This is a genomic window from Pseudomonas sp. JQ170C, from assembly GCF_035581345.1.
Lineage (GTDB): Bacteria > Pseudomonadota > Gammaproteobacteria > Pseudomonadales > Pseudomonadaceae > Aquipseudomonas.
The window spans coordinates 870,592-885,480 of record NZ_CP141608.1 but is presented as its reverse complement, the minus strand read 5'-3'; the positions used below and the strand labels follow the sequence as shown (position 1 = coordinate 885,480).

Here is a 14,889-nt window from a genome sequence, read left to right as displayed (position 1 = left end):
CATGGCCTGGTCAAACCGCCCCCCTTACGGGATGGGCGGGTTGTTCCAGCGCTGCACGGTCACGATCATCTGGCCTTCGCCGGTATGGGCCTTGCCGTCATCGTTCACGGCCGCAATGACCTTGAGGTTGCCGGCGTTGTTGGTCGACATCTTGCGTGCCGGGTTCGGCCCGGCATCACCCGGGGTGAAGACGCCGCTGTCGGCCTGCATGGTGCCGGCGAACTTGACGTCTTCGTCCTCGCGGGCCCGCTCATCGAACGGCTCGACGCTCCAGGTGGCCGGGAACAGGCCGATGCGATAAGGCTTGCCGTCGGCGCCCTTGCCCCAGGCTTCGGCATCGAAACGCCCCTGGACCTTGGGCGTGGAACCGCCGCCGTCACCGATGCGCGCCACCGAGAACGCCGGCACCACCTTGACCTCGGCGATATCCCGATAGACCGCCAGCTCACCGCCATTGAGCTTGCCGACACTCACCGGCTGCACCCCCGCAGTGGCATTGCCGGCGGCCTTCACCCGTACCTTGATGCGTTGCGGCGTCTGCTCCAGCACCTGCAGCACCTCGACACCCGGCCCGAAGTCCGGCGTACCGGCCAGGCCGCTGCCGATCAGGCTGATCTGCGCCTCGCTGCCGGCCTTGAGGTAGCCCGGCTGTACCGCCAGCAGACGTGGCTGGTCTTGCCGCGCGGCGACAAAATCCAGGCCGCGTTCGTCATGGGCCTTGTCGAACATCCGGCCTTTCATTTCACCGTTTTTGACCGCGAACACCTGACGCATCGTGACGCCGTCCACGGTCACGCTGGCGCGCCATTCATAGCCGCTGTAAAGCACTGCACTGCCCTGGCCCTTGAACGGTGTGCCGTCGGCGTACTGGCCGTCGATGGACACAGCGAACTGGTCATTGGGCTGCGCCTTGACGCCCATCACCCCGGCCAGCTCGCCCTTGCCTGGCAAGTGGCCGGTGAAGCTCCAGTCACCCGCCAGGGCCTGGGCCTTGGGCATGGATTTCTGCCACTTGCGCCAGGCCGGGTTGTCCAGCGGGTAACGGCTGGCCAGCAGCGGCACCATCTCCTTGCGGGCCAGGTCAAACCAGTCGCGGTCACGCGACAGTGCCTGGTATTCCAGCGATGGCCATTGCCCCAGGTGGAAGTTCACCAGGCGCTCCCACTCCTGGGCCGGCCGACGCTGCAAGGCAACCCGCGCGCCGGAGTGGCAGCGGCCGCACATCTGCTTGGTCTGATCGTCGAACTGCTCGACCGTGTTCAGGCGCCGCTCCAGGGCATAGCGCACCCCCTCGGTTTCGCTCGGAGCCAGGCCCTGGGTATCGGCCAGGTACTTGACCAGCGTGCGGCGGTCTTCGTCGCTGATCTGCAACTGATGCATCGTCTGCATCCGCGCGATACTCATCAGCCAGCCTTCGGGCGTCTTGCGCTGATGGCTGATACGGCTCAAGGCATTGTCACCTTCGGGCAAATGACAGCCCTGGCAGGTTTCCTTGAGAATCGCCTGGGCTTCGCGTGCCTGGCTGAGCTGTGGCTGCAAGGCCAGGCCTGCAACCAGCGCCAGCAGGCCACCGGCACTGGCGAACCTGAGTCTTTTGTTCATCAATCACTGACCTCCCACGGGACATTGTTCTTATTGGTCTTTGGCCAGAGTGACCAATACATAATGTGTGCCAAGAGCTGAAACGCTGGATTTCATGGGGTTTGCCGCCGTGCAGGCGCACCCGAAGCGTTTAATTTCGCGACAGCTGTAACACATTGAGAATGCATCGCGGGGCAAGCCCGCGCCTACCGCAGGCGCGGGCCTGCCCCGCGATGCATCCCCGTCTCACGACTGTCTCAGGCTGAGACACCCATCTCCCCTCAAATCCCCTCCACCCTCGCTAAACCGGGCCCTGCCGACATTGGCACAAGCGTTGCGAACACTGCGCATCTCTCAACAACAACGAGGTTTGCCATGTCCGCCCCTGCCACCCTGCTCCCCGCCGTCGACGCCTTCCTCCAGCGCGTCCCCAGCATGCTCATCGGCGCCGACTGGGTTCCCGCCAGCGATGGCGCGACCCTCACCCTGCGCAACCCGGCCAACGGCGAACCCCTCTGCCAGGTCCCGGCAGCGACGCCGGCCGATGTCGACCGCGCCGTCCAGGCCGCACGCCTGGCCTTCGACGACTCGGCCTGGAGCCGCACCCGCCCCCGTGAGCGCCAGAACCTGCTGTGGCGCCTGGCCGACCTGCTTGAACGCGACGGCGAAATCCTCGCCCAGCTCGAATGCCTGAACAACGGCAAGAGCGCCGTCGTCGCCCGCGCCATGGACGTGCAACTGGCCATCGACTTCCTGCGCTACATGGCCGGCTGGGCCACCAAGATCGAGGGCAGCACCGTCGAGGTGTCCATGCCGCTGATGCCCCAGGACCAGTTCCACAGCTTTGTACGCCGCGAGGCGGTTGGCGTGGTCGGCGCCATCGTCGCCTGGAACTTCCCCTTGCTGCTGGCCTGCTGGAAACTCGGCCCGGCCCTGGCCACCGGCTGCACCGTGGTCCTCAAGCCTGCCGACGAAACCCCGCTCAGCGCCCTGAAACTGGCCGAACTGGTACTCGAAGCCGGCTACCCCACCGGCGTGTTCAACGTGGTTACCGGCACCGGCCTGGTTGCCGGCGACGCCCTGACCCGCAACCCCCAGGTCGACAAACTGACCTTCACCGGCTCCACCGCCGTGGGCCAGACCATCGGCAAGATCGCCATGGACTCCATGACCCGGGTCACCCTGGAACTGGGCGGCAAATCGCCGACCATCGTCATGGCCGATGCCGACCTCGCCACCGCCGCGGCCGGCGCCGCCAGCGCGATCTTCTTCAACCAGGGCCAGGTGTGCTGCGCAGGCTCGCGGCTCTATGTGCAGCGCAAGCACTTTGACAATGTGGTCGCCGATATTGCCGGTATCGCCAACGCCATGAAGCTGGGCAACGGCCTGGACCCCAGCGTCGAGATGGGCCCGCTGATTTCCGCACGCCAGCAAAAGCGCGTGTACGACTACATCGAGCAAGGGCGCAACAGCGGCGCGACCATCGCCTGCGGTGGCGAGCAGTTCGGCCCCGGTTACTTCGTCAAGCCGACCGTGATTGTCGATGTCGATCAGCGCCATCCACTGGTGCAGGAAGAGATCTTCGGGCCGGTGCTGGTGGCCATCCCCTTCGATGACGAAGCCGATGCACTGCGCATGGCCAACGACAGCCCCTACGGCCTGGGGGCGAGCATCTGGTCCAACAATCTGGCGGCGGTACACCGCATGATTCCCCGCATCCGCTCAGGTTCGGTGTGGGTCAACTGCCACAGCGCCCTGGACCCGGCCTTGCCCTTTGGCGGCTACAAGATGTCGGGGGTCGGACGGGAGATGGGCGCGGCGGCCATCGAGCACTACACCGAGCTCAAATCGGTGCTGATCAAGCTCTGAGGCTCAAGGCCGGTAGCCCTGGCTGAGCAACCAGCGCCGCACGTGCAGCGCCTGCTCGGGCGCCAGGTCTGCCAGCACCTGCTGCGCCGGTTCATGGCGCAGCCGGCTCACCAGCGGCGCCAGCTCGATACCCTGCAAATGCCAGATGCCCAGGGGCTGGTCGGGGCTGGTCACCACTTGCGCGCGGTCTACCAGGCCGTCGCGCAGCACCGGTGCCCACTGCACTTGCAGGGCAGCGAAATCCGGGGCCGGGTGCAGCGGCTGGGCATCCGGCCAGGTACTGCGGGCCTGCCAGAACGGCTGCTCGGTCCAGCGCTGTTCCTGGGCGTAGAAGTCGCGACCGATGCGTGCAAAGCGCCAGAACAACTGCTCGACCCTCTGCTGATGAAACTGCTGTGCCAGCGCCGTACGCTCCGGCAGGCCGAGCACGGTGTTGATCACCGCAGGCGCCTGCAGCGCCGACGACAGCGACTGGAAAATCCCGTTGCCCGACAACGGATCGACCGCCATCGCCGCATCCCCCACCCTGATCCAGCCATCGCCGCAGCTGTGCCGTGAGAGGATGGCCGTGCTGCTGCGCGCGTGCAGTTGCAGGTCGTGTTCCTGGTCACTGGCAAAAAAACGCCGGGCCAGTTCGGACTGCTGACGCCGCCCCCGGCAGTAGTCGATCAACCCGGTTTTATCGGGCAAGACGCTGCTGGCCACGTCCAGGGTCATCTGCCAGTAACAGCGCCCATCGGCCTGACGGGCCATCCACACCCACCCATCGGCCAGGCTCTCCACGGCACTGCCGGCAGGCCCGGGCGGGCCTTGCCAGCGATTGAGCAGGCTGAGGGTTTCAGGGCCGCGCCAGGCCTTGCCGGGCGTCGCACCGTCACGTAACGGCGCCTGCCGGCCCCGGGCCTCGACGATAAAGTCAGCGGTGAGCTCAGGGGCCCCTTCAAGCGCCACCCAGGAGCGTTCAGCGTCACGGTGGACCGCCAGCACCCGCGCCTCGATCAGCGCGACGCCGGCGGCGTGCAGGTCATCGCGCAGCCCTTGATCGAATGTGGGTCGGTCGAGCAGGAACTCATGATTGCGCGCTGCGCTTTCGCCGTTCCAGCTCACCTGCCGCAACGAGGGTTCGCTGGTGCAGCGCAAGGCCTTTTCCAGGCCGGCGGCGCGCAGGCCTTCGAGTACCCGCTGCGACACCCCTTCCAAGGCCGCAAAGCGTCGCCACTCACTGACCACGCACACCTCATGGCCCAGCTTGCGCAAACCCAGCGCCACCGCCGCGCCGGCCGGGCCTGCGCCCAGGATCACCACCCGGCTCATGGCCCGCGCCTGCGTTCGACGCCGCGGTAATGGGCGCTTTGCTGCAGCCACTCAAGCACCTGGGCATTGCTGGCCGTGGGCTGGCGTTGCAGGTAACTGCCGATATGCCCGCTGAGTGCCGCGCAGCCAAGGCTGGCACCCGACAGGCGCGCATCGGCGCTGCGCACACAGGCGGCGAAGCGTGCCTGGGGCGAGTCCAGCCAGGCCCACTGCCCGGCATGGCAGCGGGCGTCGCCGGTAACCGCGAGCACGCCGGGATAGGCGGCCGGGTACACCGGCGCGCCCTGGGCCGGGCTCGACGCACACACCAGCACCCCGGCCTCGACCGCCGCCAGACACGCCTGGCGCAGCGCCGGCCGGTCTTCGCGCAGCCCCAGGCTGAGGTTGATCACGCGCACCCCGGCGCAGAGCAACCAGTCAATCGCCGCCGCCACCTGCAAGGCACTGGTGACCCCACGCTGGTCGAACACCTGGGCAATGCACAGGCGCGCTTCGCCGGCCCGCGAAGTGATCGCCTCGGCCACCGCCGAGCCATGCCCCAGGGCGTCCTCGACCAGCTCACCTTGTTGCACGCCCAGGCCGGCCAACTGAAACCTGCACGCCGAAGCGACCTGCCCTGGCGCCAGGTCATGGCCGCTGTCGACCACACCAATGCGCAGCTCAGGCTTCATGGCGCTGCTCCCATCGTTCGCGCAGTTGTCCGTCGTGCAACTCCAGGCGCAAGTCGGCATCGGCCAGGGTCGAAGGCCGGTGACTGATCAAAATGCGGGTGCGGGTGCTGAACAGCACATCAATGGCGGCGATGACTTCCCGCTCAGTGCGTTCATCCACCGCCGAGGTAGCTTCGTCGAGCACCAGGATGAGTGGGTCCTGGAGCAGCGCCCGAGCAATGGCAATGCGTTGTTTCTGCCCGCCGGACAGCTGCTGGCCACGTTCGCCCAGCGGGCTGTCCAGGCCTTCGGGCATCGTTGCGATCAGGCCGTCCAGCTGTGCCAGGCGGGCCACTTCGGCGATGGCCTCGCGGGTGGCGTCGGGCGCGCTGTAGGCCAGGTTGTCGGCCAGGCTGCCGCGAAACAGCACGATGTCCTGGCTGACCACCGCCACGCGCCGGCGCAGTTCAAACAGATCCAGTTCGCGCAGGTCTACGCCGCCGAGCAGGATGCGCCCGGCCTGGGGGTCGTAGAAGCGTTGCAGCAAGTCGATCAGGGTCGACTTGCCCACGCCGGAGGCGCCACTCAAGGCCACCTTGCAACCGTGGGGAATGCTCGCCTGCACCTCGCACAACAGCGCCGCACGCCCCGGATGGGCAAAGCTCACGCCCTGCAACAGCAGATCACCCGTGGCGGGCATCGGCTGCGCCTGCACAGGGCTGGTCACCTCCGGCAGCTCGCCGCGCAGTTCCATCACCCGCCCCAGGCTCACACTCATGCGCTGCATCGCCACATACAGGCCCAGCAGGCTCTGCACTGGCCCCACGGCCATGCCCAGGTAGGTCGAGAAAGCGATCAGGGCACCCAGTTGCCAGGTGCCCTGCACCACCCAATAGCCGCCCACCAGAAAGGCGCAGGCGCGCGACAGGGAGGTCAGGGTGCCGGGCACTGCCTGGGTGAAAAATTCCGTGACCTGCACCCGCAGCAGTTGGTTCATGTAGCCCTGGCCCAGGCCGTCCAGGCGCCGCGCCTCACGCTGCTGCTGGCCGGCAGACTGGATGAACTTCATCGCCGGCAGGGTCTCGACCAGAAACGACGACACATCCGCCGACTTCTCGCGCAGCTGCCGCACTTCGCGCTCGACCTTGCGCCGCATCCAGCGCAGCCACAGCACATCCAGCGGAATCAGCACCAGGGCCAGCAGCGACAGCTTCCACGACAACGCCAGGAGCATGGCCAGGGCACACACCAGGCCGATCACACTGGACACTGCCGAGAACAGCGAGTCGACGGCAAAGCGCTGGATCTCCGCCACGTCGCCATCGAGCCGCGACATCAGGTCACCGATGCGGCGCTTGCCGTAGAAGGTCGGCGACAGGCCCTGCAGGTGCCGGTAGATCTCGTCGCGCAGGGCGAACAGGATGCGCCCGGACAAGCGCGTATGCAGGTAACGGTTCAGGCCCGACAGCAGCGTGCCCAGGATGCCCGCCAGCACCATCAGGCCGGCGATCAGCGCCAGGGTCGGGAAGTTGCGCGCCAGCAGGCCGTCATCGATCAGCAGCTTGGTCAACCAGGGCTGCACCAGCACCAGTAACGTCGCGCACAACGACAACCCCAGCAACCCGGCAATGGCCAGGCGCTGCGGGCGGACAAAACCGTACAACCAGCGCAGCGCCGCATCCAGCGCAGGCGGGTCGGGGTGGTCGATCAGGCGGGCAAGCAGACGCTGGATCAAGGCTGGGCCTGCTTGAGCTTGCGGTACAGCGTCGCGCGGCTGACGCCCAGCGCCTGGGCCGCCGCGGTGACGTTGCCGCCATGGCGATCCATGGCCTGGCGGATCAACGCCAGTTGCGAATCACGCATGCGCCCGCCACCACTGGGCGGGGCGCTACCGCGCAATTCATCGAGCAGGTTGTCGGGCAAGTGCATCAGGTCCAGTTCCTGCTCGCCGGGTTCGCGCATGGCCAGCAGCAAGCGCAAGGTCATCTCCAGTTGGCGGATGTTGCCGGGCCAGTGGTAGGCGGCGAACAGGCTGCTCAACTCGCTCGACACCTGCACGCCCTCACCGCCCAGGCGGTCCAGCAGGCTGCGGATCAAGGCCGGCAAATCTTCGCGCTCGCGCAAGGCCGGCAGTTGCACGCTGATGCCGTGGATACGGTAGTAAAGGTCCTCGCGAAACTGCTGGGACTGGACCTGGGCCTTCAGGTCACGGTGGGTGGCGCAGATCAGGGCGATGTCCAGGTCCTGTTCCTGGCCAGCGCCCAGCGGCGCTACTTTGCGCTCCTGCAGGACCCGCAGCAGACGGGCCTGCAGTGCCAGCGGCATATCGCCGACCTCGTCGAGAAACAGCGTGCCGCCGTGGGCCTGCTGCAAGCGCCCGACCATGCCGCCACGGCGCGAACCGGTGAAGGCACCCTCGCGGTAGCCGAACAGCTCGGACTCGATCAGGCCTTCGGGGATCGCCGCGCAGTTCACCGCGATAAAGGGTTTGCTGGCGCGGGCGCTGTCCTGGTGCAGGGCGCGGGCGACCACCTCCTTGCCGCTGCCGGTTTCCCCCAGCAACACCACCGGCAGGCCGTTGGCCAGGCCCTGGCGGGCCATGCGCAGCGCACGCGCGTGGCGACTGTTGCCGGCACCCAGGCGCTCGAGGTCCGGTTGCGGTGCAAGCTGCCGGGCTGACGGTACAGCCGGCACACTGACGCTCAGTGGCCGCTGCGGCACCTGCAGGGTTTTATAGAAGAACCCGCCTTTGGCGGTCTCGACATGCTCGACCTTGCCCTGCTGCAAACGCGCCAGCCATTGCTCGAGGCGCATGCCGAGCAGGCCGTCGCAGCGCTGGCCGACGAGGTTGTCGCGGGGGCTTGCCAGTAACTGGCAAGCCTGGTTGCTGGCCGCCACGATGCGCCCGTCCATGCCCAGTGCCAGCAGGCCCTGCCACGGTGAGTCGAGGTAGTGGCGGCGGCTGTGGAAGGCCAGGACGATCTGCTCGGGGTAGCTGTTGTTGAACAACTTGCCTTCGATCTGGCTCACCGCCAGGGCCAGCAGCGCAGTACGGTCGTGCAGGCGGCCAAGCGGCCCCTCGCGGGTCAGGTCGAGCACACCGAACAGTTCACCCTGCGGGCAATGGATCGGCACCGAGGTGCAGGAATAATCCGCGAGGCGTTCGAGAAAGTGCTCACCGCAGTCGATCTGCACCGTGCGTGCTTCCACCAGCGCCGTGCCCAGCGCATTGGTGCCTCGCTCGGCTTCGCTCCAGCAGGTACCGGGGGCAATGCCCGCCTGGCTGCTGGTGCGCAGGGTATCGGCCGTGCCTTCGACGGCGAGAATGGTGGCGTCGGCGTTGGCCAGGATGATCAGGCCGTCGTCGCCCTGGCGGCCGCGCAGGTAGTCGAGCTCGGCAGTGGCGGCATCGAGCAGCAGCCGGTTGCGGGCCAGCAGCAGGTCCAGGCTGGCCGCAGAGGCGAGGCTGACGTCGTTGCGGCTGTGCACACCGACCCCGTGATCGAGACTGCGCCGCCAGGACGCGTCGATTTCGGCACGCAGCACCCCTTCGGGGACCTGCCCGTCTACCGAGAGAATTTCCCGGGCCAGACGAGTGCTGGGCGGCATTGCATTTGTTGTTGTTTTTAGTGTGCTCATCGGCGGCTCCCGCTCGGTGTCCCGATACAAGCAAGTACCACACCAACCATGCGTCGGTGGGCTAGCGGTTGCCTTTCCTTTTACGTCAAGGGCGTGGAAGCTGCAATCACCACGTATCGCAGGTGCCCCTAGCGTCGATAGGACGCTGGCACCTGTTGCTCGACAAAGTCGTGCAGGTGTTCGATGAAGCGTGCAAGCAACCGCGACGACGGCACCTGCGCAGGCAGCAGCAATGTGAAGTCCATTTCCACAGTGGGCTCGAACGGCAGGAACACCACGCCGCCCCCGGCGAACTCCAATGCGCTGATGGCATCGATCAGGGCCACGCCTTGCCCATTGGCGACAAAGTTGCACATGGGCAGCGAGAGCTGGGTTTCCACGCGCAAATCGCGGCTGACGCCATGGGCGGCGAAAATGGCATCGATGTATTGGCGCGAGGCGATGTTGCTCGGATACGAGACGAACGCCTCGCCCTCCAGGTCTTCCGGCACCACCTTCGGTTGCCCTTGCAAGCGGTGACCGGCCGGCAACGCACACAGCAGCGGCGACCGGAACAATAGCTCCCCCCGCGGCCCCAGGTAGCTGTCCGGTTCGGCGATCATGCCCAGGTCGCAACGCTGCCCCATCAAGCGGTCGACGACTTCCCGGGACGCCAGCACCTCAAGGGTGATCTGCACCTGCTCGTGATCGGCCAGAAAGGCACTGATCGCCCGTGGCAGGAACGACAGGCCGAGGGCGGGCGCGCAGGCGATGTGCAGCGAACCGCGCTTGAGACCGACGATCTCCCTGGCGGTACGGGCGATGCGCTCCACGCCCAGCAAGGAGCGCTGCACCTCCTCGAACAACACATGGGCCTCGGCCGTCGGGTGCAGGCGCCCCTTGACCCGGTCGAATAGGGTCAGGCCGATATCCTCCTCCAGCGCCGCAATCAAGCGTGTGGCCGCCGGCTGCGAGATGTGCAGCATCTCGGCGGCGCGGGTGACGGTCTGGCCAAGCATTACGGCTCGGAAGGCTTCGAGGTGGCGAAGATTCATGGAGAAAAACCATAACCAAAAAACATGGATGACAAAAAACAAAGCATTTTTAAAGACCTGGCCGTCAGCCTAGCATCAGCTTCACATCAACCATAAGCCCGTTTTCATTGGTGATTGACACCACCCTGGAGCGGATTCGGGCAAGGCACGACACTATGCACAGCTCACAGACCATCGTTCTTGGCGCAGGCCTCGTCGGCATGGCCGTCGCCTATGGCCTCGCCCGCCAAGGGCATGCGGTGACCGTCCTGGATGAAGGCGACCAGGCCTTTCGTGCCTCGCGCGGCAACTTCGGTTTGTTGTGGGTGCAAAGCAAAGGCTATCGCATGCTTCCCTATGCCCAGTGGACCCGCCGCTCGGCCGCGTTATGGCCGGAGTTTGCGCGGATGCTGGCGGTCGATAGCGGCATCGACGTTCAACTTCGCCAGCCCGGCGGCTTTCAGTTGTGCCTGTCGACAGACGAGCTTGAGCAGGAGCTGGCGCGGCTGGAATGGCTGCGTGACGCCCAACAGGGTGACTACCCCTTTGAATGCCTGGAGGGTGCACAGTTGCGCCGGCGCCTGCCCGGGGTTGGCGAAGCGGTGGTGGGCGCCTGCTACTCGCCGCTGGATGGCCACGTCAATCCGCTCAAACTGCTGCATGCCTTGCACGTGGCCTGCCAGCAATGGGGCGTGAAGGTGATCAATGGTTGCCATATCGATGCCATCGGCCAGCACAGCGGTGGCTTCGAGCTGGCCGCCGGCCGCCAGCGCTGGCGCTGCGAGCAACTGGTGCTGGCCGCCGGCCTGGGCAATCGGGCGTTGGGGGCGCAACTGGGTGAGACGGTTCCCCTGGGTACAACACGCGGCCAGATACTGGTCAGCGAACGGCTGCAGCCGTTTCTGCATTTTCCCACCAGCACAGTACGCCAGACCGACGAAGGCACCGTGCAGCTGGGCGACTCCGCAGAGTCCGTGGGGCTGGACGACACCACCAGCGTACCGGTGATGGCCGACATCGCCCGGCGCGCCGTGCAGTCATTTCCCTGCCTGGCCAATGTGCGCCTGGTGCGCGCATGGGGAGCCCTGCGGGTACTGACGCCAGATGGTGCGCCCATTTATCAGGCCTTGAGCAGCGCACCCGGTGCCTGGGTGGTGTCCTGTCACAGCGGGGTGACCCTGGCCGCCGCCCACGCCCTGAGCCTGGCACGGCACATCGCCGAACAGTCGCCCGCCTCCGTGCTGGCACCGTTTTCCTTGCAGCGCTTCGATCCGCAACGCGAGTTCAACTATGCCCACTGACCCCTTGTTCCGGCCCCTGTCTGTGGACGCGGCCACCGTGCAGATCTGTTTCGACGGTCAACTGTTGCAGGTGCCGGCCGGTGTATCGCTGGCTGCCGCCCTGCTCGCCAGCGGGGTACGCCACAGCCGCACCACCCCGGTCAGCGCCAGTGCACGGGCGCCGTTCTGCATGATGGGGGTGTGTTTCGAATGCCTGGTCCAGGTCGATGGTGCGCCCAACTGCCAGGCCTGCCTGACCCCGGTGCGCGCCGGTATGCAGGTGCATAGCCAACGGGGTGCGCGCCATACCGACCCACTGGGAGACGACCATGGACGCTGAATGCTTCGACCTGGTGATCATCGGCGCCGGCCCGGCCGGTATGGCGGCCGCCGTTGAAGCCTGCAGCCATGGCTTGCGCGTCGCCCTGCTGGACGAACAGGCCAGCCCCGGCGGGCAGATCTATCGCAATGTCCAGCACACCGATGCACAGCGAGCCGCCATTCTCGGCCCGGATTACGTGAGCGGACAGGCATTGGTGGACGCCTTTCTGGCCAGCAGCACCCATTACATCGCCGAGGCTGCGGTGTGGCAGGTAACCGCGCAGAAAGCCGTGCACTTTCTCAACAACGGCGTGGCCAAGGTGATCCAGGGCCGCACCCTGCTCTTGGCCACCGGCGCCTATGAGCGCCCCATGCCCATCCCCGGCTGGACACTGCCCGGGGTGATGACGGCCGGCGCCGGGCAGATCCTGCTCAAAAGCGCCGCACTGTTGCCCAATGGCCCGGTGGTGCTGGCCGGCTGCGGCCCACTGCTGTACCTGCTGGCGGTCCAATACCTGCGCGCCGGAATCCGCCCTGCGGCCGTGGTCGATACCAGCGGCCACGGGGACCTGCTGCGCGGCGCGGCTCATCTGCCGGGGATCCTGCGGGGGTGGCGGGACCTGGGCAAAGGCCTGGGTTTGCTCGGCACCTTGCGGCGCCTGAAGATTGCGCATTATCGCGCCGCCCGCGACCTGTCCATCGAAGGTGAGTCCCAGGCCCAGGCCTTGTGCTTTACCCGTAACGGTCGCCACCACCGGGTAGCCGCCGAGCTGATACTGCTGCACCAGGGCGTGGTGCCCAACACCCAGATCAGCAACGCCCTGCGGCTGGACCATGACTGGGACAACGCCCAGCACTGCTGGACAGCCCGGCGCAGTCAATGGGGCGAAACCAGCCTGGAAGGCGTGTTCATCGCCGGCGACGGCGGGCGCATCGGCGGTGCATTGGCGGCCCGGCAGCAAGGTCGCCTGGCCGCGTTGGCCGTTGCCCGGCAATTGCAGTCGATCGAGCCGCAGCAACTGAGGGAACGCGAAGGCGATTGCCGCAAGCGCCTGGCCCGGCACCTGGCCCTTCGCCCATTGCTCGACCGCCTGTACCCGCCAAGCCCGCAAAGCCGGGCACCTGCCGACGACGTGATCATTTGCCGCTGCGAAGAAGTACGCGCCAAGGACATCCGCGCCATGGTCGCCCTGGGGTGTCTGGGGCCCAACCAGACCAAGGCGTTCAGCCGCTGCGGCATGGGCCCGTGCCAAGGCCGGATGTGCGGCTTGAGCGTCACGGAACTGATCGCCAGCGAACGCCAGGTAACCCCGGAACACGTCGGTTACTACCGCATCCGCCCGCCGTTCAAGCCCATCACGCTGGCGCAATTGGCCAGTGAAACACCCGTTACCCACCGCCTGGAGGCACCATGAGTACCCTTGAACATTTCGACAGCAACCCACGGCTGAGCCGCGTCGTGGTGCACAACGACCTGGCCTGGCTCAGTGGCATCGTCGCGGCCGATTGCAGCCAGTGCATCGAGGGCCAGACCCGCCAGATCCTGCAGCGCCTCGATCAGTTGCTGGCCGATGTCGGCAGCAGCCGCGAGCGCCTGCTCAGTGTGCAGTTATGGATGAGCGACATGAACGGGGACTTCGCCACGATGAATACGGTATGGACCGACTGGCTCGACGGTGCTGCAGCCCCCGCCCGCGCCACGGCCCAGGTGGTGTTCGACGACCCCGACATCCGTCTGGAACTGATCGCCACCGCCGCCTGCCAGGCCTGAACGGCTACTTCTTTACCTGATGCTGGAGCTGATCATGAAAACAACAACACTGCTCACCCGTCTGGCCCTCTCCACCCTGCTGGGGCTGTCGCTCACGGCCCATGCCGACGAGCAAAACCTGCGCCTGGGTATCGAAGCGTCCTACCCGCCATTTGCCTACAAGTCCCAGAACAACGAGCTGCAAGGTTTTGACTACGACATTGGCGAGGCGCTCTGTGCGCAAATGAAGGTCAGTTGCCAGTGGAAGGAAATCGAATTCGACGGCCTGATCCCGTCGCTGAAAGTTCGCAAGATCGACGCGGCCATCTCTTCGGTCTCGATCACCGATGAGCGCAAGCGCTCGGTGGACTTCACCCACAGCTACTACCGCATCCCGGCCAAACTGGTGACGCGTCAGGGCAACGGCATCGAGCAGATCCCGCAACAACTGGACGGCAAACGGGTAGGCGTACAACGCGGGACCAACTTCGATCGCTACGCCACTGAGAAATTTGCGCCGCTGGGTGCCGAAATCGTCCGCTATGGCACCCAGAACGAGGTGTTTCTCGACTTGCTGGCCGGACGTCTGGATGCCTCGCTTGCGGGCATGGTGGCCATTGAAGAAGGGCTGTTCAAACAAGCCGAAGGCGCGGCGTTCCATTTTGTCGGCCCCGACTACAGCGAAGAACGTTACTTCGGCTACGGCGCCGGCATGGCCGTGCGCAAGAACGATCCACTGGGGCAACGCCTGAACGATGCCCTGGCGGCGATCAAGGCCAATGGCACCTATGACAGCATCCGCAAGAAGTACTTCAGCATCGACATTTCAGGCAATTGAGCCAGGCAGGCTGCGCACTCACTGCGCAGCCCGGCAGGTCAGTTCCTGGCCATACCACTTCACCTTGGCCTCGCCCTGGTGCTCCCAGAACTCCACGCCTTCACGGGCATACTTGCTGCCGCTGGCCGTGCGCTGGGCGATGGCGATGGTCTGGTCATCGCCGTAGGTCAGCACGGCAGCCTGGGGATCGAGCTGGTTGTAGAACACGGCGGTGAAGGGTTTGTCGTTGTCATCGCACTCGAATTCGACCGCCGCCGGTACCTGCACCGATCCGGACTTGATCTGCAATTCGACCAGCCGCGTCTGGTACTGCTCGCGTACACAGGCATCGGCATCCGTGGCTTTCCAGCACTCGTCACGGCCCTTGATCCAGCCGCGCTGGGTGGCCTTGAGCAGCTTTTGCGAGTCGCTGTCGGCCTGGCTCAGGGCTTTTTTGAAGATGGCTGCCAGGTCGCGGTCCAGCTTGCTCAGCTCCGGGCTCTGGCACACCTTAAGCGCCATACCCTGGGCCTTGTCGCAGGAGAACGACGGGCTGTCTGCCGCCAGGGCTGACCCGGCCGACAACAAACCGATCAACAGCACCGACGTGCGTGTGGCAAACATGGGCAAAGCCTCCATCAGGGAAATATCTGCC

The 14,889-nt window shown here is 66.0% G+C and carries 13 protein-coding genes; 6 read left to right on the top strand and 7 right to left on the bottom strand.

The features are described from left to right. Positions 1–24: 24 nt before the first annotated feature. Entirely contained in the window at positions 25–1,602 is a 1,578-nt protein-coding gene (gene peaA / locus U9R80_RS03905; protein ID WP_301840854.1) for a quinohemoprotein amine dehydrogenase subunit alpha, read from the bottom strand. A gap of 354 nt (positions 1,603–1,956) precedes the next feature. Between peaA and U9R80_RS03900 the strand changes: the two genes are divergently transcribed. Next, positions 1,957–3,450 (top strand): aldehyde dehydrogenase family protein, encoded by a 1,494-nt coding sequence (locus U9R80_RS03900; protein ID WP_301840855.1) that lies wholly within the window; start codon positions 1,957–1,959, stop codon positions 3,448–3,450. 3 nt (positions 3,451–3,453) lie between these two features. Here the strand turns inward: U9R80_RS03900 and qhpG are convergent, their stop codons facing one another. The 5 genes from qhpG to U9R80_RS03875 all read right to left on the bottom strand — a co-directional run bounded on the left by qhpG (position 3,454) and on the right by U9R80_RS03875 (position 10,087). Continuing rightward, positions 3,454–4,764, bottom strand: coding sequence for a flavin-dependent monooxygenase QhpG (gene qhpG, locus U9R80_RS03895; RefSeq protein WP_301840856.1), 1,311 nt, complete (start codon positions 4,762–4,764; stop codon positions 3,454–3,456). Beyond that, positions 4,761–5,435: a subtilisin-like serine protease QhpE gene (gene qhpE, locus U9R80_RS03890; protein ID WP_301840857.1), complete on the bottom strand. Its 675-nt coding sequence runs from the start codon at positions 5,433–5,435 to the stop codon at positions 4,761–4,763. Before qhpE ends, qhpG begins: the two co-directional genes overlap by 4 nt. Continuing rightward, entirely contained in the window at positions 5,425–7,146 is a 1,722-nt protein-coding gene (locus tag U9R80_RS03885; RefSeq protein ID WP_301840969.1) for an ABC transporter ATP-binding protein, read from the bottom strand. Before U9R80_RS03885 ends, qhpE begins: the two co-directional genes overlap by 11 nt. Further along, complete coding sequence (locus U9R80_RS03880) at positions 7,146–9,053, bottom strand: sigma-54-dependent Fis family transcriptional regulator (protein ID WP_301840858.1); 1,908 nt, start codon at positions 9,051–9,053, stop codon at positions 7,146–7,148. Before U9R80_RS03880 ends, U9R80_RS03885 begins: the two co-directional genes overlap by 1 nt. A gap of 128 nt (positions 9,054–9,181) precedes the next feature. Then, a complete protein-coding gene (locus U9R80_RS03875; protein ID WP_301840860.1) occupies positions 9,182–10,087 on the bottom strand; it encodes a LysR substrate-binding domain-containing protein in 906 nt (301 codons plus the stop codon). Between the two features lie 155 nt (positions 10,088–10,242). Between U9R80_RS03875 and U9R80_RS03870 the strand changes: the two genes are divergently transcribed. The 5 genes from U9R80_RS03870 to U9R80_RS03850 are packed head-to-tail and all read left to right on the top strand — an operon-like array spanning position 10,243 to position 14,255. Beyond that, positions 10,243–11,367, top strand: coding sequence for an NAD(P)/FAD-dependent oxidoreductase (locus U9R80_RS03870; protein WP_301840861.1), 1,125 nt, complete (start codon positions 10,243–10,245; stop codon positions 11,365–11,367). Next, entirely contained in the window at positions 11,357–11,686 is a 330-nt protein-coding gene (locus U9R80_RS03865) for a (2Fe-2S)-binding protein (protein ID WP_301840863.1), read from the top strand. The genes U9R80_RS03870 and U9R80_RS03865 overlap by 11 nt, the downstream gene beginning before the upstream one ends. Further along, complete coding sequence (locus U9R80_RS03860; protein WP_301840865.1) at positions 11,676–13,082, top strand: FAD/NAD(P)-dependent oxidoreductase; 1,407 nt, start codon at positions 11,676–11,678, stop codon at positions 13,080–13,082. The genes U9R80_RS03865 and U9R80_RS03860 overlap by 11 nt, the downstream gene beginning before the upstream one ends. Continuing rightward, entirely contained in the window at positions 13,079–13,438 is a 360-nt protein-coding gene (locus U9R80_RS03855) for a RidA family protein (RefSeq protein WP_301840867.1), read from the top strand. The genes U9R80_RS03860 and U9R80_RS03855 overlap by 4 nt, the downstream gene beginning before the upstream one ends. A gap of 34 nt (positions 13,439–13,472) precedes the next feature. Further along, positions 13,473–14,255 carry a transporter substrate-binding domain-containing protein gene (locus U9R80_RS03850; RefSeq protein ID WP_301840869.1) on the top strand — a complete coding sequence of 261 codons (783 nt, stop codon included), beginning with the start codon at positions 13,473–13,475 and terminating at the stop codon, positions 14,253–14,255. Positions 14,256–14,273: 18 nt separating this feature from the next. Here the strand turns inward: U9R80_RS03850 and U9R80_RS03845 are convergent, their stop codons facing one another. Then, a complete protein-coding gene (locus U9R80_RS03845) occupies positions 14,274–14,858 on the bottom strand; it encodes an MliC family protein (protein ID WP_301840871.1) in 585 nt (194 codons plus the stop codon). Positions 14,859–14,889: the final 31 nt, after the last annotated feature.

Excerpts from the sequence above, each read along its gene's own strand:
- peaA (WP_301840854.1), bottom strand. The coding sequence starts at position 1,602 with ATGAACAAAAGACTCAGGTTCGCCAGTGCCGGTGGCCTGCTGGCGCTG.
- U9R80_RS03900 (WP_301840855.1), top strand. The coding sequence starts at position 1,957 with ATGTCCGCCCCTGCCACCCTGCTCCCCGCCGTCGACGCCTTCCTCCAG.
- qhpG (WP_301840856.1), bottom strand. The coding sequence starts at position 4,764 with ATGAGCCGGGTGGTGATCCTGGGCGCAGGCCCGGCCGGCGCGGCGGTG.
- qhpE (WP_301840857.1), bottom strand. The coding sequence starts at position 5,435 with ATGAAGCCTGAGCTGCGCATTGGTGTGGTCGACAGCGGCCATGACCTG.
- U9R80_RS03880 (WP_301840858.1), bottom strand. The coding sequence starts at position 9,053 with ATGAGCACACTAAAAACAACAACAAATGCAATGCCGCCCAGCACTCGT.
- U9R80_RS03875 (WP_301840860.1), bottom strand. The coding sequence starts at position 10,087 with ATGAATCTTCGCCACCTCGAAGCCTTCCGAGCCGTAATGCTTGGCCAG.
- U9R80_RS03870 (WP_301840861.1), top strand. The coding sequence starts at position 10,243 with ATGCACAGCTCACAGACCATCGTTCTTGGCGCAGGCCTCGTCGGCATG.
- U9R80_RS03865 (WP_301840863.1), top strand. The coding sequence starts at position 11,357 with ATGCCCACTGACCCCTTGTTCCGGCCCCTGTCTGTGGACGCGGCCACC.
- U9R80_RS03860 (WP_301840865.1), top strand. The coding sequence starts at position 11,676 with ATGGACGCTGAATGCTTCGACCTGGTGATCATCGGCGCCGGCCCGGCC.
- U9R80_RS03855 (WP_301840867.1), top strand. The coding sequence starts at position 13,079 with ATGAGTACCCTTGAACATTTCGACAGCAACCCACGGCTGAGCCGCGTC.
- U9R80_RS03850 (WP_301840869.1), top strand. The coding sequence starts at position 13,473 with ATGAAAACAACAACACTGCTCACCCGTCTGGCCCTCTCCACCCTGCTG.
- U9R80_RS03845 (WP_301840871.1), bottom strand. The coding sequence starts at position 14,858 with ATGTTTGCCACACGCACGTCGGTGCTGTTGATCGGTTTGTTGTCGGCC.